Raw genomic sequence first — 23,974 nt, 5'->3', positions numbered from 1 at the left:
GAGTAATCACCTCAAGGAATTGGAGAACACAAATGAACAAAGCAACACTGAAGTTTACGCTCGCTTCGATACTAACTGCCACAGCGATGAATCTGCAGGCAGCTGAAGAGAAAGTACTAAACGTTTACAACTGGTCTGATTATATTGCTGACGATACTATCGCCCAGTTTGAAGCCGAAACCGGCATTAAAGTGGTTTATGATGTTTTCGACTCGAATGAAGTACTCGAAGCGAAAATACTTTCAGGTTCAACCGGTTTTGATTTAGTGGTACCGACATCAGACTTCCTAGCTCGCCAAGTACAAGCTGGCGCGTTTATCAAACTGGATAAGTCTAAGTTACCTAATTACAGCAACTTAGATCCTAAAATCATGTCAATGTTAGATGAAACATCCGACCCAGGTAACGAATATGCGGTCCCTTACCTTTGGGGAACTACCGGGCTAGGTTATAACGTTAATAAGGTAAAAGAAGTTCTGGGTGATGATGCACCTCTAGATAGCTGGGATTTAGTTTTCAAGCCTGAAAACATGGAGAAACTGCAACAGTGTGGCGTCGCATTTTTAAATGCACCTACTGAACTATTTGCGGCAGCTTTGCATTACTTAGGCGAAGATCCTAACAGTGTAGATATTAAAGATTATAAAGATGACTCTGAAGCCTTCAAACTGTTAAAATCGGTTCGTCCTTACATCACTTATTTCCACTCTTCGCAGTACATTAACGACTTAGCGAATGGAGATATTTGTGTTGCTGTGGGGTGGTCAGGCGATGTATTACAAGCATCAGATCGTGCTGCTGAAGCAGATAACGGTGTTGAAATTGAATACGTTATTCCTAAACAAGGCGCATTAGCTTGGTTTGATTTGATGGCAATTCCAGCCGATGCACCACATAAAGAGAATGCTCACGCATTTATTAACTTCTTGTTACAGCCAAAAGTAATCGCAGAAGTCTCTAACTATGTTTGGTACGCCAACCCTACCCCTGCATCAAAAGAGTTTATTGATCCAGAGATCATCGGGCACCCAGGTATTTATCCGACCGATGAAACACTGGCGAAACTGTATGGTTCTAAAGTCATGCCAGCTAAGGTCTCTAGAACAATGACCCGCTCTTGGACTAAGTTTTTACAAAACTAGCTTGTACGCTTGTCACCCGCGAGGGTGACAAGCGCGTTTTTGTTTCTTTTTGGAGGGCCTTCGATGGCGGCGGTATCACAAATTTCAACGGCACCCGTGTCTGACAAACCTGACCCGGAACCCTTACTGTATATCGAAAATATCAGTAAAGACTATGATGGCGCGATAGCAGTAGATAACGTTAGCCTTACGATTAATAAAGGCGAGATATTTGCGCTGCTGGGTGCGTCTGGTTGCGGTAAGTCCACCTTACTGCGAATGTTGGCAGGTTTTGAAAAACCCAATGCAGGAAAAATCATCTTAGATGGCCAAGATGTAATTAACGTTCCTCCGCATAAACGCCCAGTAAACATGATGTTTCAGTCTTACGCGCTATTTCCCCATATGACGGTCGAGCAAAACATTGCTTTTGGCCTTAAACAAGACAAACTGCCTAAATCAGACATACAAGACACCGTCGTTAACATGCTAGAGCTAGTGCATATGAAGGCTTATGCAAAGCGTAAACCTCATCAACTCTCTGGCGGACAACGCCAACGCGTAGCGCTTGCTCGAAGCCTCGCTAAACGGCCAAAATTGTTGTTACTTGATGAACCCATGGGTGCTTTAGATAAAAAGCTTCGCGGCCAAATGCAGCTAGAAGTGGTAGATATCTTAGAAAAGGTAGGAGCTACCTGTGTCATGGTAACTCACGATCAAGAAGAAGCTATGACCATGGCGAGTCGTGTGGCGATTATGAATCGTGGCCAATTTATACAGGTCGGCGAACCAGAAGAAATTTACGAATACCCCAACTCTCGCTTTAGTGCCGAATTTATTGGCTCGGTAAACGTATTTGAAGGCGTCGTACGCGACAATGACAACGACAGTGCCACTATTGATAGCCCTGAACTTGGCTACCCAATTAATCTAAACCATGGTGTATCAGCCGCACCAGGGGTGCCATTCATGATTGCTGTTCGCCCTGAAAAAATGAGCATATTTAAAACCTTGAAAGGCCGAAATAGTAATGTATGCCAGGGGATTGTTGAAGACATCGCCTATCTGGGTAACCAATCTATTTACTATGTGCGACTCGCCAGTGGTAAACGCGTGACCGCGGCGATGCCCAATAGCAGTCGCCACCGTAATAATATGCCCACATGGAACGACTCCGTTTATTTATGTTGGCAAGCAGACAGCTGCGTGGTGCTAAAAATATGACCACTATCCCTATATCAAAAACCAAGCAGCGTATTGCTAGGTTAATTCCCACCGGACGTTGCATGGTACTCGCCGTGCCGTACTTTTGGCTGTTACTGTTCTTTTTAATGCCATTTTTTATCGTATTTAAAATCAGTTTCGCCGAGGCGGTAATAGCTATTCCACCTTATACCGAGCTATTGAGCATGGTGGATGAGCAAATCCAAATACTGCTCAATGTAGGTAACTATTACTATTTAATTGATGATGGCCTGTACTTAAGTTCATATTTACAGTCTTTGCGGATCGCCGGAATTTCAACACTACTGTGTTTTATCATCGGCTTTCCGATGGCTTGGGCAATTGTTCACTCCAGCCCAGCCAATCGCAACATTTTACTGATGCTGATTATTTTGCCCTCATGGACCAGTTTTTTAATTCGGGTTTACGCTTGGATAGGCATTTTGAAAAACAACGGCTTTCTCAACAATATTCTTATATATACCGGTATTATTGATGAGCCTTTACGTATCTTACATACCGATACAGCGGTTTATATAGGAATTGTTTACACCTATTTACCGTTTATGATTCTACCTCTGTATACCGCCTTAATGCGCCTCGATTTCTCGCTGATTGAAGCAGCGCGCGACTTAGGGGCATCAACCGCCACGGTACTATTTAAAATACTGCTGCCATTAACTAAAGCAGGTATTATCGCCGGCTCAATGTTGGTATTTATTCCGGCGGTAGGAGAGTTTGTGATACCCGAACTACTGGGCGGTCCAAATTCAATTTTAATTGGTAAAGTGCTTTGGCAAGAATTCTTTAATAACCGAGATTGGCCAGTAGCTGCTGCGGTAGCATCGGTAATGCTACTATTGCTAATGGTGCCAATACTGTTCTTCCACCGCTATCAGAAACGTGAACTGGAGGCCGGCTAATGGACGCAATACCGGTTTATAAAACCAAATGGAAATGGGCAATTTTAGGCTTGGGCTTCTCCTTTCTCTACTTGCCAATTCTTAGCCTGATTATTTATTCATTCAACGCTAACCGTTTAGTAACGGTATGGAGTGGCTTTTCTACTAAGTGGTATGGGGCGCTGTTTCAAGACGATTTGCTGATGAATGGCATTAGCCTTAGTTTAACCATTGGCTTTTTGTCTGCGAGTGCCGCGGTTGTGCTAGGCACATTGGCAGCATTTGTGCTTACTCGCTTTGGTAAGTTTAAAGGCGAAACCAGTTTTGCCTTTATGATTACCGCTCCGCTGGTGATGCCAGAAGTGATCACCGGTTTAAGTTTGTTGTTGCTGTTTATTTCTTTAGGTCAGGTGTTTGACCTATTTAATCAGCGCGGCATGCTCACCATTTGGATAGCCCATGTTACTTTTTGTACGGCTTATGTCTCGGTAGTGGTCAGTTCGCGACTGCGTGAACTAGACCAAAGTATCGAAGAAGCCGCCATGGATTTAGGGGCGACGCCGCTTAAAGTCTTTTTTGTGATCACTCTACCGACTATTTTACCTGCGATTGTAGCTGGCTGGTTATTAGCCTTCACCTTATCGCTAGATGACTTAGTCATTGCCAGTTTTGTATCGGGGCCAAGTGCAACCACTCTACCGATGGTGGTGTTCTCGAGTGTGAGATTAGGCGTAAGTCCTAAAATTAATGCCCTTGCTACATTGATAATTGGTGTAGTATCTGTCGCTACTTTTATTGCTTGGTGGTTGATGGCCAGAGCAGAGAAACGCCGCTTACTCGAATTTAGAGCCAGTAACGCTGGCTAATCGACGTAGATTAAGGAACAAATTGTAATGGATGTTGGCAAACGACTAAAAAGTATCCGTTTAATGCGTGGGATTTCGCAACGCGAACTCGCCAAATTAAGCGGAGTAACCAACAGCATGATTTCGCAGATTGAACAAAATCAGGTTAACCCTTCAGTTGGCTCGATGAAAAAAATCTTGGATGCTATTCCAATCTCTATGGGGGAGTTTTTCACCCTAGAAATGGAAAGTGAAGACAAAATATTTTATACCCCTGAAGAGCTAACCGACCTTGGAGATGGGGTGGTAAAAATGCTATTGGTAGGCAGTAAACATACTGGCCGACAATTGGCTATTCTGCGAGAAGTCTATCCCCCCGGCGCGGATACCGGCACCGAGTTTATTCAACACGAAGGGGAAGAAGGCGGCATCGTTATACGGGGAGAAATTGAAATCACCGTAGGCAGTAAGTCTAAAGTACTTAAAGCCGGCGATTCTTACTATTTCGAGACTCGCAAACCACACCGCTTCCGTAATAAAAGCAAGGAAGAATGTGAGCTGATTAGTGCGGCTACCCCACCAACCTTTTAGGTGTATCACCGTTGATTAAAAAAAGCCGCTTCCTTGATGAAGCGGCTTTTTTGTTGGCCATCATGTATTAGTGAGCGACGGTAGGTTCCCCAACCGATGGGATTTTGCGTTTACCTTTGGCAATTAATGAAAATACCACTGGCACAAAGAAGAAAGACAGCATGGTGGTTAATACTGTGCCGCCTGCAATGGCAACAGCAAAAGGTGGCCAAAAACCACCACCGGCTAAAATCAGCGGTAAGAAGCCCCCCACGGTGGTAATAGTGGTAGAGCTAATATGCCGAGTACAACTTAATACCCCAAAGCAAATCGACTCACTATCACCCGCACAGGCTTTAGCATCAGATTTAAGCTCGGCGACAATCACAATCGCAGCGTTAATGGCTAAACCAATTAACCCGAGTAAACCAATAATCACCGTAAAGCCAAAGGGATAATTACCTAAAAATACGCTTAATAGACCCAAACCCGCCGCTTGAATAGCGGTAAACATGATCAAAAAGCTCAACCTAAATGAGTTAAATGAAAGCACCACTACCGTCACCAGTAACACCGCAATAATGCCCACACTGGCTAATAGGTTGCCAACGGCTTCATTACGCTCGGCGCCTTCCCCGCCAAACTCCAAAGTGTAACCGGCAGGTAACGGTATGTTTTCTTCTATTAGGCGCTCTCTAAACACCTCTAAAACTTGCTCGGGTAAAATATCGGTAGTGAGGTAACCCTCTACCACATTAATCCGCTTACCATTGCGGCGAGGAATCTCTCCTCGGCTTGGTCGAATATCAAACTCGGCCAAAGAAGCCAAAGGAATATTTCCGGCAATCTCGCTGGTTAAGGTGATATCCCCTAAGCTAGCTAACTCTTTACGTTGTTCATCGGCTAGGCGGATCCTTACCGGTAGCGACTCACTGGCCTCTAATACGCTGCCATTAATGCGTCCTTCTAAATTAGCCTGTAATTGCCCCGCAACTTGAGTAAGGGTGACCCCACTCAGGCGTGAAGCATCCTCATTCATTTTCAACCACACTTTAGGAGTCCCTGCTAATAGGGTTGCTCGAGTGTGAATAACATGAGGGATCTCAGCCAATATCCGTCGGTATTGGTCACCTAGTTCTTTAAGCTGATCTAGATTAGGACCATATACCCTAAGTTCGATAGGCGCGTTAAAAGGAGGGCCTTGTTCTAGCTTGCGCACCAAAATTTGCGCTTCAGGGTAGAGTGAGTCTAACTCTGATTGTAATAAGGGAATCAGCCGGTTAGCCGCTCTAAAATCATCGGTAGTAATCATTGCTTGGGCATAGTTTTTTGCCCCTTGTTGACGCAGCATTAAGTTGTAATAGAACGAGGGGGCATTATTGCCGACAAACCAGCTCACTGACTTAATCCCCTCTTTACTGTAGAGATGTTCAGTCACACTCTCGGTTAAGCGCTCAGTGGCATAAATACTGGCTTGAGGCGCCATATACACTTCAATTTGGAACATATCTCGATCAGACGGCGGGAAAAATTGCTCGGTGAGGCTTCCGGCACTATAAAAACCAAACATCGGTAGCGCAGACACCAATAAAATAGTGATTTTAGGATAACGTAAACTGGCTCGTAAGCAGGCATGAAAGCCATTACTTAAGCTGGCTAATTGAATGCCTTTTTCATACCAATGATCAGCGGTTTGCTGCGAAGGTAGAAAATGCCCAGAGAAGGTTGCCACTAGGGTATGCGAGATAAAGTAAGAGCCAATAAGTGAGAAAATAACACTTAAAGCGATGCCCCCCACAAACTCACCAGCGGGGCCTGGCATCAATACGATAGGTAAAAAGGCCAGTATGGTGGTTAAAGTTGAGCCCAATAACGGCAGCCAAAGGTGTTTAATTGACTCCGTTACCGCCTGCAGCCCTGATTTTCCTTGCTGGCGTTTTTGCGCGATGGTATCGGCCATAACAATGGCATTGTCCACCATGATCCCCAATGCCACCACTAAGCCCGTGACCGACATCTGATGAATAGGTAAGCCGTAAAACTTCATGCATGCCAAGGTAAACATTACCGTTAGCGGCAGCGATAAACCTACAATCAATGCCGAGCGCCAACCTAGGGTCAGCAGTAATACCGCGACGATAATGGCAAAACCGATAAGTACGTTAACCACCAGCTCACCCAGTCGCTTAGAGGTATAACCGTCTTGTTCAAAAATGATCTCAGCATTCACGTTACTAGGCAAAATACTGCGAAATTCATCCAAAGTTTTGTCGACGCGCGCGCTCCATAGATCAACGCGGTATTCAGCTAACATTCTGATGCCAACCACTACTGCAGGTTGACGTTCAACGACGGCTATCTGCTCAGGCGGAGACTTAAGCTGTCGGCTAACTGTCGCCAGATCACCCAAGCGATAGACAAAGCCATTTTCAGCACTACTAATGGGGATATCTTTAATGCGTTCTAGCGAGTCCAACTCGCCCTCTAATTCGAGCTGCATTCGGGTGTAGTCGTTGCTTAACTCACCGGCTGACACTTTAGCATCGGCTCCGGCAATCATTTGCGAAACTTGCTCGGTGGTAAGTTTTAACGCGGCCGCTTGGTAAGGTTCTATTTCAACCAGAATTTCTTCTACGCCTTGCCCCTGCAAATCTACAAAATCTGTACCAGAAACATTACGTAAACGGTTTTGTAACTCTTTGGCATAACGGCCTAAAATAGCTAGATCTGCCTCACCGGGCCCTACCCAGCGTAAGGCAACCAAACTGGTAAAGGCATAACCCCGATCGTCATCAACCACCGGCTCAGAAGTGCCCGCGGGTAAAAATGGCGGTAACTCTCCGACTAAGTCTCGAACCCTTGCCCAAATGGGGACAACATCAATCACGTCATCGTTCAGCTCCACTTGCAACACTGAAAACCCAGGACGAGAAGAAGACTGCACGCGTTTAATTTCGGGTAATTTTCTGATTTTGTTTTCAATTAGCTCAGTCACTAAAGCTTCGACCCGCTCAGCTGAAGCGCCAGGGTACTGAGTAACAATGCTAGCAAAACGGCTGGTTATTTTAGGATCTTCACTGCGTGGTAAGGTACTTATTGCTCCTAAACCCGCCACCACTATCAAAGTGATCAGTAGGGCGATAAAACGACCGTTGTTATAAATAGCAGCTATCATTACTGGCTAGCCTCATCGCTAATATTGCTAGGGTTAACCGTTTGACCGGGTACGTAGCGGTGCATGCCGGTGGCAACTATCGCCTCGCCAGGCTTTAACGCTCCGCGGACAAAGGCTTTATCTTCAGTGGCATAACGTACACTCACATCACGCCTCTCTAACTCATAATGACCATCGTCTTTTGCGACTATCGCGTAGATATTCCATAAACCTCGAACACCATCGGTAATGGCGCTAACCGGGATCCAATAGCCGGGTTCATTCACCCGTTCAATGACATTTAGATAAGCCAGTTGACCGCTAATCAAACGGTCATTTTCAGGCAAAGCAAAACGCAATTGTACAGTACGAGTTGCTGGGTCTACTTGCCCCCCCGAGGCGACCAAATCAACACTGTAATCGCGCTTAGCCACCGTGACAGATTTAGGGGTAAGCATGTCTACATGCTCTAGTAGCCGCACTGGCACACCCACTTTAATTTCATTAGCGCCAAGCTGAAGTACCGTAAGCACAGGCTGAGAAGCGCCTATTACCGCCCCTTCAGAAACGGTACGGCTGTCGATAATACCGCTGTAGGGCGCCAGCAGTGTAGACTTTTCAATGCGTGTTCTATTGGCTTTTATCGATGCATCGATACGCGCTTTATTCGCCCGTAACGATTTTTGTTGAGCGATCAGTTCATCAACACTTTGCTCGGAAGCATAGCCTTCAGTTTTCAAGGACTGAACCCGTTTAAGATTGGCTTTTACCAGTGAAGCATCGGCAGCGAGCTGTTGTAACTGAGCTTGTAAATCAATGAACTCGATCTCTAATAGCTCAGTATCTAGCTGCATTAATATATCACCTTGCTCGACCCGCTCTCCTTCATCAACGAAAATTTGCGAGATTTTACCCGCCAATTCAAAGCCAATATCAGCCCGTTGTTTAGCGATAACTTGACCGACAAACTGCCGTTCAACGGAATAGCTTTCACTTAAGACCGGTACAAAACTTTTAACTTGTGCCACGTTTTTTGCCTCCGCAGAATTAACCGCAGCGTCTTGTGCCACGACAATCAGAGGGATAAACAAAAAAGTGAGAGAAAATAGTGACCTAAGCATAGTAACGTCCAATGTAACCAATCTAATGAATGCATTACTCAGTGTAGAAAGAGTGTGCTTGAGTGTCTAGTGTTTGCCCACTCAATCGACAAATACTTATTAAGCTGCCCAACAGCGCACTGATTAGTTTGCCGCTAAATATCGTGCCCAGTGATAGCCACATAAGCATTCTCTCGTGCTCGGTCTTAGACTTAACAAGCTTAACTATAGACCGTTGTTAGCTTGATTAAGCTGAATACGAGGCTAAATAGGCCTTTAGCACTATACTTAAAGCAAGCAATGTGGAGGGCAAACGATGAGTGATTGTAGTTTATTGCCTAAAGGCACCGACTTAGTGAGAGCGGTTAAATACATTGGTGAGCATCATTGTCATGATTATCGCTCGTTAAATGAAGTGGCGTTTCGCTTTGATCTAAACCCCTTGGATCAACAATTTATTTTGGACCATTTTTATGAGGCGCCCAAGCCCGAAGGCTTGGACAAATAGGCTTACTGGCCCACTACGTTAAATCTATCCAGGTAGATTTGAGCTCGGTATACTTATCCAAAGCGTGTAATGACTTGTCGCGGCCATTGCCTGACTGTTTAAAACCGCCAAATGGCATAGTCATGTCTCCACCATCCCAATTATTAACAAACACCGTACCCGCTCGCAAAGCTCGAGAAGTGCGAACCGCTGTATTGAGATCCGCAGTCCATACACCCGCCGCTAAACCAAAGTCGGTATCGTTGGCTAAGGCTATGCCCTGCTCTAAGTCATCAAATACTTGCACCACTAATACCGGGCCAAATATTTCTTGCTTCACAATGTCGAGGCTGGCATCTACATCGTCGAAAATTGTAGGCTGTATATAGAAGCCGCCTGTGTGTTGTAGGGCTTGCTCGCCACCACACAGTAATGTTGCACCTTGGCTTTTTGCTCCTTCAATAAAGCCAAGCACCCGTTGCATCTGCGCTTCATCCACCATGGCTCCCATACTTGTTGTTGGGTCGAGAGGATTACTAGGCTGCCATTGCTCGACTAAATTTAGCATTTTGTCGAGCAATAATTTATGGATACTGCGATGTACAATTAACCGTGAGGCTGCAGTACATACTTCACCTTGGTTATAAAAGATCGACGCTACCGCGGTTGCCGCGGCTTTATCGAGGTCAGCCACATCGGCGCAGACTAAGTTTGGGCTCTTGCCACCACACTCCATAAAAGCGCGCTTAAGGTTAGATTGACCAGAAAACTCTACTAGCTTTTTACCCACCCCAGTTGAGCCTGTGAAGGTAATACAGTCTACATCCATGTGCAGCGCTAAAGCTTGGCCAGCCGTATGCCCATATCCTGGCAGTACGTTAAACACACCATCAGGAATGCCCGCTTGTTGAGCCAATTTAGCCAACATTAATGCACTCAATGGTGATTTTTCAGAAGGTTTAAGAATGACCGAATTACCAGTAGCTAAAGCTGGACCAATTTTCCAAGACGCCATCACTAAGGGAAAATTCCACGGTACGATTGCCGCTACCACCCCTAAGGCTTCTCGGGTCACTAGGGCTAAGGCATCACGGGTGACAGGGGCAACTTCATCATAAAGTTTGTCGATAGCTTCGGCATTCCAAGCTATGCAACGAGCCGCTGCCGACGCATCGTAAGATAGCGCATCAGCGATAGGCTTGCCCATGTCTAAGCTTTCTAACAAGGCTAATTGTGAATGGTGCTGATCGATCAAAGCAGCAAATTTTAGTAACACGGCTTTGCGCTCGGCCGGGGCTTTATTTGACCAAACACCTTGGGTATAGGCATCACGGGCCGCCTTTACCGCAATCTCTACATCGGCGGCATCACACTCGGCAACGCTGGCTAATCGCTCACCGTTCGCCGGATTGATGCAAGCAAAGGTCTTACCAGAAACAGCATCTACGAACTTCCCGTTAATAAATGCTTGTTGCGGAAACTCTAATTGAAGAGCCTGTTGCTGCCAATACTGCACATCATGTTGCGTCATGTTACCTCCGAGTAAACCATCACTGTCATTCAATAATTAACAAAACTACACAAATATTAATTATTATTCTAGGGTTGATACAATTTATTTAACAGTTTATGTTTGAAGCATTGTTTATTTTAGGAATCCAAAGATGCAGATTGCTATTCTTAACTGCGATCGAGTAGACCCGCATTTAGCCAAAACCTTTGGTGAATATCCCGATATGTTCATTCACCATTTATCGGCGCAGGACTCTCGCTTAAGTTATCAAATATTTAACACCCTAGAAGGTGAGTTACCTGAACTGGAGGACTTTGATGGCTTTCTGATCACCGGCAGCCGACATAACGCTTATGATCAGCATCCATGGATATTGCAATTGCAAACTTGGATACAGCAATGCCACCAGCTAAAACGCCCCTTAGCAGGTATTTGTTTCGGCCATCAAATAATCGCCCGAGCACTAGGTGGTGCGGTTAGTAAATCAGATAAAGGTTGGGGTTTAGGCGTTGCTCAAAATAGCTTAACTAAGCCCCCTTCATGGTCTGAGCTAAGTAGCGAAAGCTTTAATATTTTAGTCAGTCACCAAGATCAGGTCAGCCAATTACCCGATGCAGCAGTGCTGTTAGCCAGTAGTGACTTTTGCCCCTATTTCATGTTTCAGATCAGCGAACATATCTTTGCTATTCAAGGACATCCTGAATTTGATAAAGACTACGCCGCAGCGCTAATTGATAAAAGACAACTGATCTTATCGCCCAATCAGTTCGTTTTAGCTAAGTCGAGTCTAAATCATACACTTAACGCAGAGCTGGTGTTTACTTGGATTTTGCAAATGTATCGTCAAAATGTCTGACAAAAAAATCAATTATTCGGCTTTTCTGTAAAGATTGTGTAAAAGCGCGGCATTGGCTATCGACAACACGCTATTGGCAACGTTAAATAACGCTAATAAGGATATTCAATTTAAATAGGGATAAAGATGCAGCGGCTGTTAAGGGCGTGGATCATATTAGGGAGCACGCTGCTACTAGGATGTAGTATGACCGATACTCCTAATCACAACGAGGTTCCTGAAGTTTCAGCCCCTAGTTGGACCAGCAGCTATCAATCAGGCAGCTTTGTTGACCAACGCTTCGAACAAGCCCTGCCTGTCCCCTTGCAAGAGTTAGTCACAGAAGCGCTAAGCAGCAATCCCGCGCTGCGACAAGCTGGTTATTCGCTAGACCAGCAGCTTTATCAGATACAAATTGAAAACGCCCAACAATGGCCTAGTGTTAATGCTTTTGTTAGTGGGCAACGCAGCGGCGCGAATAGCAGCTCAACCTCTCAACTCAGCTTAGGTGTTGATTTCAGCTGGGAGATTGACTGGTTAGGCAAACTCGATGCTCGCCAACAAGCCGCGGTGCTTGATGCAAAAGTCAGTTTTGAACAATGGCAACAACAGCAAATTGATTTAGCGGCTACCACCGCACAACAATGGTACAACGTGCTTGAAGCTCAGCAGCAGCTGGCCTTGATTAACGAGCGTTTTAGCAATCTCAAAGCCAATTTGCAGATTATTGATGAGAGTTACCAAAGTGGCCTTAATAGTGCCTTAGATGTGTATTTAGCCCGAGCCGATTTAAGTGCAGCCCAAGTACAACAAAATAATCGAGTCAACCAACTAAGCCAAGCGCAAAGAGAGCTAGAATTGCTACTAGGGCGTTATCCCAGCGGCACCATTTTAGTCGAGGGTGAGTTAAACGTTCCTTTAGACACCCTTCCTGCCGGTGTACCGTCTGAATTACTGCAACGTAGACATGATATTAAGGCTGCCCAATACCAATTAGCCGCAGCCGACCTGCGGGTGTATGCCGCCTATCGCGATCGCTTTCCTAGCCTCACGCTAACCGCCAGCGGTGGTAGCCAGAGTGAACAACTTAATCAGTTATTAAATGGTGATTCAGTTGTGTGGTCATTATTTGCCGGTATTACAGCGCCCATATTTGACGCCAACCGCCGAGAAAACTTGCAATTACAGCAATATGCCCGCGCTCAATCACTCAACGCAGCCTATCTAGAGCAAGTATTAAGCGGTTTTGCCGAGGTAGAAGAGCGCTTAAATCTTGAACCCAGCCTCTATCAAAATGCCCAATTGTTAGCGGCCGCAGCTGAAGACTCAAAACAAGCGGAAACCCTCGCCTTTGAAAACTATTTAGCGGGTTTAAATGGCTACGTAACGGTACTCGAGTCTCAGCGACGCGCCTTTGACGCTCGAAGCAGCGCGATTAGCGCACTCAATTTACAGTTACAAAACCGTATCGCGCTATACCTAGCCTTAGGTGGCAGCTTGAATCAGCCACAAACTACCCGTGAGGCCTTTGCCTCAGAACCACTATTTGAACCTGGAGCTTAGCCTACAATGGCCAAATTACTGAGATTGAGTTTGCCGTTAATCGTTATCATCATCGGCATTGCGGTTAGCCAATATATCAAAGCAAATAAACCAGAGGCGCAACGCAAGCCCAAGGCACAAATAGCTAAATTATCGGTAGAAGTCAGCCCGCTTCAAGCACAAGACTATGTTGCTAAAGTTAATTCTTACGGCAGCATTCAAGCTCATACCGAAGCTAACTTGATCTCTCAAGTTGCTGGCAGTATTACCTATGTAGCAGCCAACTTTCGTGAAGGAGCCTTTTTTGAAAAAGGTGAAGTACTACTAAAAATTGATGCCAGAGACTATCAGAACGCGATTACCATTGCCGAAGCAGAACTACAGACCACCCAACTGCAATTAGCAGAAGAGTCAGCCAAAGTAGAACAAGCATTGCGTGATTGGAAGCGTTTAGGCAAAGGTAAACCGGCCAATGACTTAGTATTACGTAAACCCCAACTGGCAGCCCAACAGGCGGCTTCAGCCTCGGCAAAAGCTAAGTTAACGAAAGCCAAGTTGGACTTAGAAAGGACCATTATTCGCGCGCCTTACGCCGGTAGAATCATCGACAAAAATGTAGAACTGGGCGAATACGTCAGCAGTGGAACTAAGCTGGCCAGCAGTTATGCCATTGACTACCTAGAAATACGTTTACCGTTAAGCTCACGTGAACAAAGTGTATTAAGCATTCCTGAAAACTACCGCCAACGGGACAGCTCAGAGGCTAAACCCGAGGTTCAAGTCAGTACTCAGTTTGGTAATAAGCAATTTAGCTGGCAAGCACAAATAGAGCGCAGTGAAGCGGCGTTAGACAGCAGCAGCCGACAGCTGTTTGTAGTGGCACAAATTGATGATCCTTATGGCCCAGCAAATGAAGATAAACCACCGTTAAAAATTGGCCAATTTGTTAGTGCAAGCATCACCGGCAATACCCTCAACAATGTGTTTGTAATACCCCGCAGTGCACTTTACTCAGACCAACAAGTCATTATTCTTGAAGATGGATTACTGCAACGTAAAAGCGTGGATGTGGTTTGGCAAGACCCGCAACACTTCATCATTGAAGGCGGCATTGAAAATGGGCAGGTACTGGTCACAACGCCACTGGGCAGAGTGATCAGTGGCACCCCAGCACAAGCGGTAGGAGAGTAAGCCATGCACGGAATGATTGCTTGGTTTACCCGCAACCATGTAGCGGCCAATTTACTCATGGTGCTCATTGTTGGCCTGGGTTTGTACTCGGCTAAATTTCGCTTGCCGCTTGAAGTGTTCCCAGAGTTTGAACTGGACATGGTAAACGTAAGCATCGCCTTACCGGGCTCAAGCCCAGAAGAAAGCGAAGAGAGCCTAGCAATTCGCATCGAAGAAGCGATTAGCGATATCGAGGGAGTCGAGCAAATTTCCTCAGTCTCCCAAGAAGGGGCTGCTCGCGTCAGCGCTGAAATCAATTCACGCTATGACACTCGAGATGTAATGAGCGACATTAAGTCTCGAATCGACGCCATCAATACCTTTCCCAGTGATGCCGAGCGCCCAGTCGTGAGCCTAAGTCAAAGAAAGCGCGAAACGATTACCGTTGCCATCTCTGGCGAGCTGAAACACAAAGAATTACGACTCGTAGCCGAATCTATTCGTGATGAATTGTTACAATTACCTGAGCTAACCCAAGTAGAACTCGATTCGGTTGCCCCTTATGAAATATCCATTGAGGTGTCTGAACAAAAGCTTCGTGAATACGGCTTAGAACTGAGTAAAGTAGCCGAAACCATCCGCCAAGCTTCTCTGGATTTGTCCGCTGGCTCGGTAAAAACCCAAGGTGGTGAAATACTGTTGCGCACCAAAGGACAAGCTTACATTGGTGGTGACTTTGACGATCTGGTGATTATCAGTCGAGCAGACGGTACTCGAATTAAACTGTCGGATATAGCCACAGTTGTGGACGGTTTCGAAGAAACGCCTATCGTTAATCGCTTTAATAATCAGCCTGCGGTAATGATTGAGGTTTACCGAGTGGGTGACCAAAGCGCAATTGCTATCTCAGAAGCGGTAAAACAATACATCGTCGACAAGCAAGCCTTTCTGCCCCAAGGCTTGTCACTCAACTATTGGCGTGATAGTGCCAAGATTGTTAAAGCGCGTCTCAATACCCTCAAAAATAGCGCGATCCAAGGCTGTATATTAGTGGCTTTGCTATTGGCTATTTTTCTGCGCCCAGCCATTGCGGTTTGGGTATGTATAGGTATCCCAATCAGCTTTATGGGTGGCTTATTACTGATGCCAACCCTAGATGTCACCATTAATATTATTTCCTTGTTTGCCTTTATTATGGTGCTGGGGATCTTGGTTGATGATGCGATTGTCACCGGAGAAAATATATACACCCATCTTAAGGCCGGGGAAGAGCCCCTTCACGCTGCAATTAAAGGTACTCAAGAAGTTGCGGTTCCGGTTACCTTTGGGGTATTAACCACCGTGGCCGCTTTTTTACCTTTGATGATGATTGATGGGGTTCGCGGCAAAATTTTTGCGCAAATCCCGCTGATTGTGATTCCAGTGTTGTTATTTTCTCTCGTCGAATCAAAATTGATTCTGCCGGCTCACTTAAAACACATAAAACCGGTAGATCCAAATAAACAGGGCCGTTTTAGCTATTGGCAAAACAAAATTGCAGATGGTTTCGAAAATGCCATTTTGCGCTTTTACCGCCCACTACTAAAACGGGTGTTATCTAGACGCTTACTCAGTGCCAGTGTCGCCATTAGCATTTTCATCATCATTTTATCTTTAGCAACATCAGGCTGGGTGAGGTTCATTTTCTTCCCTAGAGTACCTAGCGAAACCGCGAGAGCAAGCTTAGTGATGCCGGCAGGAACCGCTTTTAATACCACCGACAACTACATCAATCGCATGTTAGATGCGGCCTTAATCCTGCAAGACAAATATCGCGACCCTGATGGCGGTGACAGCATTATTTTAAATATCTTAGCAACCAGTGGTTCGAGTGGAGGCTCAGGTAGCGGTCAAAGTAATGTTGGCCGAGTCATATTTGAGATTGAGCCCCCAGAGTCGCGCACCGACAACGTTACTAGCAGTCAATTAGTCAAAGAATGGCGTCAATTGATCGGCGGCTTACCCGGCGCTGAAAGCCTCACCTTTCGAGCAGAAATTGGCCGCGGAGGATCGCCCTTAGATGTGCAACTAAGCAGTAACGATTTTGCCGCTATGGCACAGGTGGCTAGCTTAACCAAACAAAAGCTGGCGGAGTATCCTGCAGTGTTTGACGTTGAAGACAGCCTCGCCAATGGCAAACTTGAGTTACAGCTAAATATTAAGCCACAGGCACAAGCCTTAGGGTTGAGCCTAAACGACTTAGCACAGCAAGTACGTAGTGCTTTCTTCGGCTACCAAGTACAACGAATTCAACGCGGCAAAGAAGATGTAAAAGTGTATGTTCGTTACCCTGCCAGCGAACGGCGTTCACAGTACAATTTAAATACTATGCTAATTCGAACGCCCACCGGAGCGGAGCTTCCATTTAGTGAAGTGGCCACCATTACGCCTTCGCAAAGCCCGGCCACCATCACCCGTATTGATCGCTTACGTACGCAAAACATTCGTGCCGACGTTAATAAAGCACAGGCCAATATCGAAGTAATAAAAAGTGAGTTACAACAATGGCTAAGTGACACCTTAGTGGCTTATCCGCAGGTTAATGCCAGCTTAGAGGGCGAAGCCAAAGAGCAGCGTGATTCTTTTTCAAGCTTAGGCTTGGGTTTGATATTTGTGCTGTTTGTGATTTACGGACTATTGGCGATACCGTTTGGCTCTTACTGGCAACCTTTAGTTGTGATGTCGATTATTCCCTATGGCGCGGTGGGCGCTGTAGTCGGTCATATGATCATGGGCATGCCATTAACCATTATGAGCATGATGGGGATGCTTGCCTTAACTGGGGTTGTAGTTAACGATAGCTTGGTGTTAGTTGACTACATAAACCGCCAACGCGCTAAAGGTGTCGAATTGCTCACGGCAGTGACCAATGCTGGAGTGGCCCGCTTCAGAGCGGTGATTTTAACGTCTTTAACTACCTTTGCCGGTTTAATGCCGTTAATTTTTGAGAAAAGTACCCAAGCTCAATTTTTGATTCCTATGGCGGTATCCTTAGGCTTCGGTATTCTCTTCGCCACCATGATCACTTTATTGATAGTACCAGTGAACTATTTACTGCTAGAAGATGCGAAGCGCGGTTTACATGGATTAAAAGCGTGGTGGCGACAAGGATTTGAAAAATCAGCTAGCTAAACCCAAGGTAGATAGTGCCTCTAGGTTTAGATGAGCCTAATGAGGCAAAATGTGGATATAAAAAAGGGCTTAGGCAGCCCTTTTTTAAAACAAGATGTATGTCTGCTTAAACCACACTGGCAGAGACCATGTCTTCGGCTTGCTCTAATGCTTCCTCAACAAATAGAGTGGCATTATCTTTATTGAGGCCAACTAGCTCACATAACGGAGCCGGTAAGTTGCTGCATACCATCTCAGCACTTAAACCTGCATCAAGCGCATGATGCGCGAAAATAGCCAAACGAATTAATACCGCAGGTTGAGAAACCTCATCATAATCCATCGGGTTAAGTTGCTGTTCGATCGCATCGGTGACTAAAGGAGAGAAATTCCAACGATGGGCTAACTCACCGCCAATTTGCGCGTAGTCTAAGCCCAAGGTTTGCCTTTGCGCCGATACCCGGGTTTCGCCACTCTCAAGGCATAACTCTATTAAACCAGCCTCTTCAGGTGTGGCACTCGCGATCAGCAATTCACCAAAGTTATGCAACATACCGCAGGTAAAAGCGGTGTCAGGGTCAACCTCGGTACATTTGGCAAGGGCCTGAGACAGCAAGGCTACGTACATAGCTTGTGACCAAAACTGCTGCTGGTCGAAGCCTTTAGTTGGCATCATGCCATTTAAACCTGCGGCAACAACGATAGAGCGGACCCGCTTTAAGCCCAAACGGATAGCGGCGGCTTCTATAGAATCAATCTGCTTCACCCCTCGAAAAGCAGCCGAGTTTGCCATTTTAAGTACGTTTGCTCCCAACGACTGATCAGTGGCTAGCTTTCTTCCTAAGTGGTGAAGATCAACGCTATCATCATTTATGCTGGTTAATAATTCCTGCATGATTTGTGGCATCACCGGAAGTTTTTTAACTTGCTGGAAAAAGGCTTCCAGTTCCATGGGTAACTCTCCTAAAAATATTGTGTGAAGCAAATCTGGCTTTGGCACACAAAACGGTCAAAAATTAAGCACCACTTCACAATACGACAAGTCATGAATTAGCTTTTTGCTTAATTGACCCACACTAAAGATGTATTCGGAATAGTTTGACCTTATAGGCGCGGAAAATACAGTGACGATCGCACAAAATGACAGGAAATCTTGGCCCAGCTGTAAACCTATCACTCAAGGTTTGTCTGAACAGGTACTGAAAGAATTAATTCTAGGAGACGAAACCTTAGATTATGGTTCTTGGCTTCACTGCTTAGGCGCAGAAAAACTGGTAGACGCACAAGAATACCCAAGTACCAGTCAAGCGCATATGATCAGTGACGCACTAGCGTAAAAACTGCGTCGGCACTGCCTGCTTTAGTACCAACTCACGAAGTCTATCTAGCATAATTTGATACCAGGCAAACTGATGGTGCAGCTCTTCGGCAGTAATGCCAATGGTTCCAGCCATGAAATTTCTAGTAAAACCATATAGGTAAAGACAAACACTGGTTAAGGCTTCATCATCCCAGTTAGAGCCATTCTGCCTAAAAGAGGCTTTGGTATGCTCGATGAGAATAGAACGGTGCCAATTTTCAAGGGCTTTAAAGTCTTTGTCATGCGTAAATAACTCGTGAAAGCTTACCAACATCACTTCTGTTTCAGCTAAAGCGTTAATTTTAATCTGACCACTATTAGCATAATCAACAATGTTACCCACCGCTTGCTGAAAATTTGACTCTTCAACAACCCGTTGTACTTTTTTAAACCAACGATGAGCCAAGGCGAAAAAAATGGCTTCTTTGTTTTTAAAAAAGCGGTACAAAGAAGCAATATCAATAGCGCAACTTTGGGCGATCAGATTAGTATTAACGGCGGCTAGGCCTTGTTCCTTTATTAACACGAGAGTGTTATCTAAAATGTCTTCAACTAGTCGTCTAGTGCGCTCTTGGCTCGGTTGGTTACGCATGGCCAAATGGTCTGGGACAACATAGTTCTCCATATTTACCTCTAGAAAATTAAAATTACCTATCAAACCGTTGATTTGATAAAAATTAAATGACGCGGTCATAAAATAACACAGCATGCTTATACGCTACCTTGCCGCTGTAAACAACTCCCAGCCAAAGAGCAATGCTATAATCATCCGCTTATCGAGAAAATTAACACTCGACAATATTGTAGACTATGCAACAATATCACTATATTTGACTTTTTAGTCGAATCTAACAAATAGTTATTCACGGAGAAGACATTGGACCGCTCTGCCGAAGATTTAGTCAGCTGGTTTCGCCAGTCTGCCCCCTACATAAATGCCCACCGCGGCAAAACATTTGTTGTCATGTTAAGTGGTGAAGCGAGTAGCAGTGACAATTTCAGTAATATTATCCAAGACATTGCCCTACTAAAAACCTTAGGGGTAAAAATTGTCTTGGTTTGTGGGGCTAGGCCACAAATTGATGCCTTGCTCGCCGCTCATCAACATAGCTGCCTATTCGCCGGGGAGCAACGCATCACCGATGAACGCAGCCTAAACATCATAAAACAAGCTGTTGGCCAGATTCAAATGGATATCGAAGCCCAGCTTTCGATGGGCTTAGTTAACTCTCCTTTGCACCAAGCCCATATTAACGTCGTGCGTGGTAACTTCGTGGTTGCTCAGCCTATTGGTGTTGAAGACGGCATTGATTTTTTGCATACCGGAAAAGTAAGGCGTATCAACCATCAAAGTATTCAACGTCAGTTAGAACATGGCGAGATTGTCATGGTATCGCCGATAGGCGTATCAGTTACCGGCGAACTATTTAATATTTGTTCTGAAGACATCACTACCGAGATTGCTGTATCGCTAAAAGCAGACAAGGTTATCTATTTTTGCCCAGAGCAAGGTATTCATGATCAACATGGCCAACTGGTTAGCGAACTACTCCCCGACACCGCCAATCAGTTAATGCGCTCAGAGCAATTCTTAAGAACCACCGATAAAGACACATTGCGGTATTTAAGTGCAGCAATACAATGTAGCGACCGCGGCATAGAACGTTGTCACTTAGTCAGTTATCAGCAAGATGGTTCGTTACTTCAAGAACTGTATACTCGTGACGGCAGTGGTACGCAATTAGTTCAATATAGTTATGAACGGGTGCGGCTAGCGAGACTGGATGATATCAACGGTATTATTGAATTAATAAGACCCCTAGAAGAAGAAGGGATCTTAGTTCGTCGCTCACGAGAACTGCTGGAGATGGAGATTGAACGCTTCACCATTGTAGAACGAGATGGAATGATTATTGGCTGCGCAGCCCTTTATGCCTTCGCTGAAGAAAACATTGGTGAGCTAGCTTGTTTGGTTAGCCACCCCCAATATCGCCAAGCAAGCCGAGGCGATCGCTTGCTACAAGCCATCATCAAACGCGCTCGCCAACAAGGTTTAGGCCAGCTATTCGTTCTTACCACCAAGAGTATTCACTGGTTTAGAGAACGTGGCTTTTCACCCGCTGATTTTGAAGATTTACCCACCGAGAAACAAGCTATATATAACCTACAGCGGCGTTCTAAAATTTTGCTGATGGATATTGAGAGCTAAGAACCCCATCAAATAAGAGTGAGAACGAAGGAAGGTTAAGGCCTTCCTTTTTATTGGCAGGCATGTGGTGCAAGCGACCAACAAAAAGCCAGCTCTAGGCAGAGCTGGCAAAAAACAAACATACGCAGAAATAAACAAACACACTAAGTTAGGCACTTAGTGTGTAATACACCCAATTAGAAGTCATAACGAGCCGCGAAGTGCAACTCGTTTTCGGCATCATCGATGTTGTTAAGTTGGTAAGCCGCTACGATACGCAGTTGCTTAGTGAGGTCGTAGCGACCTTCGATGGTGTAGTAATCAACATTGTCATACTTATCGCCATCTTTTGGATCAAGCTCTGATTTGTTCCACATGACTTGGGCACGGAAGGCCTTGGTGAACTTGTAACCCGCCACTAATTCATATCCGGTGTAATCACCTTGTTTATCAGCAGAGTGTTGCTTGAAAGCTTTGTTGTTAGTACCCGTTGAGTAGTTCGCTGCCGCGTAAACACCGTTTGCATCGTAGTTAACGCCAACTAAGGCCATTTTGCTATCGTCAATACCGTCAGCATTACTCGCCATGTTGTAACCAGCACCGAGACCTAAACCGAAGTCAAAAGTGTAAGCCAAGGCCAAGCCATAAGCCGAGTTATCTTGGCTGGCGCCAGTCTCGTCTTTCTGATTATCGTTAAACTTGTAAGAAGCATGAATATCAAAACCACTGAATTCGCCCGCGTACTTTAATACGTTATCTGAACGACCAATGCCTTCTTCACGGCTAGAGCTAATGCCAATCGCTGAGTTGCCGTAAGGGTTAACATAACTTGAGTCTGTCCAATCAGCGATTAACTCTAAAGCGCCGTAGTTACGACCAAAAGTGACCTGGCCAAAGTCGCCGCCAAACCCAGCATAAGCTAAGCGCGCCTTAGTGGCAGAGGTATTATCACCTTCACCGTTATTCTCCATTTGCAGCTCATAACGGGCTAAAGCGTAATTTGACTCACCGAAGTTAGATTTAGCTTTAGCGCCAAAACGAACATATTGATCTGCACCAAAATTATCTGACTTACCAGCGTCATCACCCGCAGTATAACCCGCATAAACACGACCATATAAATCAACAGCGTGTTTTTCGTCTTGATATACTTTAGCGGCTTGAACCGAACCGGAGGCGGTAGCAACCGCTAGCGCAATAAGAGTAAGCTTTTTCATTTGAATCCCTAAAAAATGTGAACTACATCAACTAAATAAGTTGAGCAAATTCTAGGGACGAAAAATGACAGTTAGGTGACTGAATCATTAAAGATTAATGACAAAGGAACTTTATGAAAATCACCATAAACACATAATTAATAAGCATTTTACTTTTTCATAAGTTAATCAATAACAACTTAAAAAAGAATAAAGATGCATTATAAACAGAGGCTAAAAGCGGTAGTTTAAACCCAAATTCAAACCCAGTTGCGACCAGTAACTGCCTGTAAATGTGACTTCACAACCGGGACCACATTGGATCTTGGTGCCTTCGTTGACAAAGGTGCTATAAAGACGCCCCTCCAGTTTTAAATCTAGGTTTTTGCTTAGATGATAAAAATACCCCCCACCAATACTAATAGAGAAACGTTGCTTATCGCTGCCAGGGCTTGCCGCAAAGTGTGTCATTCCGGCCCCACCGCTAGCGAAGGTCTCAAAGTTTTCATAATGCCAACGACGAGAAGCCGTTAGGTGGGCATAAACAACATCAACATCGGTTGACTGCTGATCGTCCATCTCGGTGTTTTGCCACGACACTAAAGCGCCAACGTAATTATCGAAGCTTTCTCGTTTACGAGTTTCGCCAGAATTAGTAGCAAAATCGAAGGCAGCCATATAGGAAGGAGATGAACGGACGGAATAGGTTTGTTCAGTATTTAGGTCATCCATTTCGCCACCAAAGGTGTAGCCGGCTCCCACACTCACATCTGCTAATGCGGGTAACGATACCAATAAACCGAGAAACAAAAATCCTTTTTTAAGCATAAGTCACCTCCAGTAGACACGGTATCAGTGTCTACTATTCAGTAACTTATGCCAAGTCTAAATAAGCTTAACTTGGAATAACCTAAGCCTCACTCACCTAACAGTCGCGCGTTTTTCAATAATCCCAGTAGCCGCTATATGGCTTTAAACTGATTGGTGATTACATCATAGTGGTAACCAATGGTTTCTAGCCGGCGAGACAATGAGCGCTCTTCAAAACCGAATGTTAGCGCCAAATCTTCTAGACTGTCGCATTCTAGGCGTAGCTTTTCATTGACGATCCCCAAAATAATGCTGGGCTCTAAATTAAGTAAATAACTCGCATCCATCATCCGCTCCTCATGTAAATGGTCACACCATCTCATTTCAGCTTAGTTAAGATTTTTCGATTAATGGAATTATTTTAGGCTGATAGCTCAGTGCTTATTTGTATTGTTTAGTTTACTAGAAACAGCAAAGCCAGACCGGAGCCTGGCTTTGTTGTTAACAAAAGAGAGTACTTAGATATCGAACTGTTCGCGCATTAGGGCTTCATATTCGGTGCATCCACCTACGTGCGCTTCATCGACAAAAATTTGCGGTACCGTTTCCACTGGCTTGCCTACGGTTTTTTCTAAGTCAGCTTTAGAAATACCCTCAGCATGAATATCCACATAACGGTAGTTATAATCTTCATGGGCGGCACTCAATTGCTCTGCAATTTGCTTAGCACGAACACAATATGGGCAACCAGGACGACCAAAAATTACTGCAAACATTATTACACTCCAAGGGAATTAAACTGGTTCT

21 protein-coding genes are annotated in these 23,974 nt (G+C 45.1%); 12 read left to right on the top strand and 9 right to left on the bottom strand.

Translation table 11 applies throughout. The features are described 5' to 3' along the window. Positions 1-32: 32 nt before the first annotated feature. The 5 genes from M0C34_RS01485 to M0C34_RS01465 all read left to right on the top strand — a co-directional run bounded on the left by M0C34_RS01485 (position 33) and on the right by M0C34_RS01465 (position 4,683). A complete protein-coding gene (locus tag M0C34_RS01485; protein WP_248713902.1) occupies positions 33-1,142 on the top strand; it encodes an extracellular solute-binding protein in 1,110 nt (369 codons plus the stop codon). 63 nt (positions 1,143-1,205) lie between these two features. After that, entirely contained in the window at positions 1,206-2,345 is a 1,140-nt protein-coding gene (gene potG / locus M0C34_RS01480; protein ID WP_248713901.1) for a putrescine ABC transporter ATP-binding subunit PotG, read from the top strand. After that, positions 2,342-3,268, top strand: a complete 927-nt coding sequence (gene potH, locus M0C34_RS01475; protein WP_248713900.1) for a putrescine ABC transporter permease PotH — start codon at positions 2,342-2,344, stop codon at positions 3,266-3,268. Before potG ends, potH begins: the two co-directional genes overlap by 4 nt. Continuing rightward, positions 3,268-4,113 carry an ABC transporter permease subunit gene (locus M0C34_RS01470; RefSeq protein ID WP_248713899.1) on the top strand — a complete coding sequence of 282 codons (846 nt, stop codon included), beginning with the start codon at positions 3,268-3,270 and terminating at the stop codon, positions 4,111-4,113. The genes potH and M0C34_RS01470 overlap by 1 nt, the downstream gene beginning before the upstream one ends. A gap of 27 nt (positions 4,114-4,140) precedes the next feature. Next, entirely contained in the window at positions 4,141-4,683 is a 543-nt protein-coding gene (locus tag M0C34_RS01465) for a cupin domain-containing protein (RefSeq protein ID WP_248713898.1), read from the top strand. 67 nt (positions 4,684-4,750) lie between these two features. On the opposite strand, the gene M0C34_RS01460 is transcribed toward M0C34_RS01465, so the two are convergent. Together M0C34_RS01460 and M0C34_RS01455 are read right to left on the bottom strand one after the other, a co-directional pair. Continuing rightward, positions 4,751-7,837: an efflux RND transporter permease subunit gene (locus M0C34_RS01460; RefSeq protein WP_248713897.1), complete on the bottom strand. Its 3,087-nt coding sequence runs from the start codon at positions 7,835-7,837 to the stop codon at positions 4,751-4,753. Further along, positions 7,837-8,937 carry an efflux RND transporter periplasmic adaptor subunit gene (locus M0C34_RS01455; RefSeq protein ID WP_248713896.1) on the bottom strand — a complete coding sequence of 367 codons (1,101 nt, stop codon included), beginning with the start codon at positions 8,935-8,937 and terminating at the stop codon, positions 7,837-7,839. The genes M0C34_RS01460 and M0C34_RS01455 overlap by 1 nt, the downstream gene beginning before the upstream one ends. 295 nt (positions 8,938-9,232) lie before the next feature. Between M0C34_RS01455 and M0C34_RS01450 the strand changes: the two genes are divergently transcribed. Beyond that, a complete protein-coding gene (locus tag M0C34_RS01450; RefSeq protein ID WP_248713895.1) occupies positions 9,233-9,424 on the top strand; it encodes a hypothetical protein in 192 nt (63 codons plus the stop codon). A 13-nt stretch (positions 9,425-9,437) separates the two neighbouring features. Here the strand turns inward: M0C34_RS01450 and M0C34_RS01445 are convergent, their stop codons facing one another. Continuing rightward, a complete protein-coding gene (locus M0C34_RS01445; RefSeq protein ID WP_248713894.1) occupies positions 9,438-10,934 on the bottom strand; it encodes an aldehyde dehydrogenase in 1,497 nt (498 codons plus the stop codon). Between the two features lie 133 nt (positions 10,935-11,067). Between M0C34_RS01445 and M0C34_RS01440 the strand changes: the two genes are divergently transcribed. The 4 genes from M0C34_RS01440 (at position 11,068) to M0C34_RS01425 (ending at position 17,634) form a co-directional block, all read left to right on the top strand. Beyond that, a complete protein-coding gene (locus M0C34_RS01440) occupies positions 11,068-11,772 on the top strand; it encodes a glutamine amidotransferase-related protein (protein ID WP_248713893.1) in 705 nt (234 codons plus the stop codon). Positions 11,773-11,958: 186 nt separating this feature from the next. Beyond that, the gene (locus M0C34_RS01435; RefSeq protein WP_248713892.1) at positions 11,959-13,314 is read left to right on the top strand and encodes a TolC family protein; all 1,356 of its coding nucleotides are present in this window, start codon (positions 11,959-11,961) and stop codon (positions 13,312-13,314) included. Between the two features lie 6 nt (positions 13,315-13,320). Further along, entirely contained in the window at positions 13,321-14,484 is a 1,164-nt protein-coding gene (locus M0C34_RS01430) for an efflux RND transporter periplasmic adaptor subunit (RefSeq protein ID WP_248713891.1), read from the top strand. Positions 14,485-14,496: 12 nt separating this feature from the next. Further along, complete coding sequence (locus M0C34_RS01425; RefSeq protein ID WP_248715577.1) at positions 14,497-17,634, top strand: efflux RND transporter permease subunit; 3,138 nt, start codon at positions 14,497-14,499, stop codon at positions 17,632-17,634. 106 nt (positions 17,635-17,740) lie between these two features. Here M0C34_RS01425 and M0C34_RS01420 read toward each other — a convergent pair whose 3' ends face one another. Next, the gene (locus M0C34_RS01420) at positions 17,741-18,565 is read right to left on the bottom strand and encodes an HDOD domain-containing protein (RefSeq protein WP_248713890.1); all 825 of its coding nucleotides are present in this window, start codon (positions 18,563-18,565) and stop codon (positions 17,741-17,743) included. Between the two features lie 172 nt (positions 18,566-18,737). On the opposite strand from M0C34_RS01420, the gene M0C34_RS01415 reads away from it, so the two are divergent. Then, entirely contained in the window at positions 18,738-18,950 is a 213-nt protein-coding gene (locus M0C34_RS01415) for a hypothetical protein (RefSeq protein WP_248713889.1), read from the top strand. On the opposite strand, the gene M0C34_RS01410 is transcribed toward M0C34_RS01415, so the two are convergent. Further along, positions 18,942-19,682: a TetR/AcrR family transcriptional regulator gene (locus M0C34_RS01410; RefSeq protein WP_248713888.1), complete on the bottom strand. Its 741-nt coding sequence runs from the start codon at positions 19,680-19,682 to the stop codon at positions 18,942-18,944. The genes M0C34_RS01415 and M0C34_RS01410 overlap by 9 nt on opposite strands. A 168-nt stretch (positions 19,683-19,850) precedes the next feature. On the opposite strand from M0C34_RS01410, the gene argA reads away from it, so the two are divergent. Then, on the top strand, positions 19,851-21,182 hold the full coding sequence (gene argA, locus M0C34_RS01405; RefSeq protein ID WP_248713887.1) for an amino-acid N-acetyltransferase: 1,332 nt from the start codon (positions 19,851-19,853) through the stop codon (positions 21,180-21,182). Between the two features lie 176 nt (positions 21,183-21,358). On the opposite strand, the gene M0C34_RS01400 is transcribed toward argA, so the two are convergent. The 4 genes from M0C34_RS01400 to M0C34_RS01385 all read right to left on the bottom strand — a co-directional run bounded on the left by M0C34_RS01400 (position 21,359) and on the right by M0C34_RS01385 (position 23,943). Continuing rightward, positions 21,359-22,378 (bottom strand): porin, encoded by a 1,020-nt coding sequence (locus M0C34_RS01400; protein WP_248713886.1) that lies wholly within the window; start codon positions 22,376-22,378, stop codon positions 21,359-21,361. A gap of 213 nt (positions 22,379-22,591) precedes the next feature. Then, positions 22,592-23,185 (bottom strand): hypothetical protein, encoded by a 594-nt coding sequence (locus M0C34_RS01395; protein WP_248713885.1) that lies wholly within the window; start codon positions 23,183-23,185, stop codon positions 22,592-22,594. 134 nt (positions 23,186-23,319) lie between these two features. After that, positions 23,320-23,517 carry a DUF4250 domain-containing protein gene (locus M0C34_RS01390; protein WP_248713884.1) on the bottom strand — a complete coding sequence of 66 codons (198 nt, stop codon included), beginning with the start codon at positions 23,515-23,517 and terminating at the stop codon, positions 23,320-23,322. Positions 23,518-23,685: 168 nt separating this feature from the next. Next, on the bottom strand, positions 23,686-23,943 hold the full coding sequence (locus M0C34_RS01385) for a GrxA family glutaredoxin (protein ID WP_248713883.1): 258 nt from the start codon (positions 23,941-23,943) through the stop codon (positions 23,686-23,688). Between the last annotated feature and the right edge of the window lie 31 nt (positions 23,944-23,974).

This window comes from Agarivorans sp. TSD2052 (assembly GCF_023238625.1).
GTDB lineage: Bacteria > Pseudomonadota > Gammaproteobacteria > Enterobacterales > Celerinatantimonadaceae > Agarivorans.
This window is presented reverse-complemented; position numbering and strand designations above follow the sequence as displayed.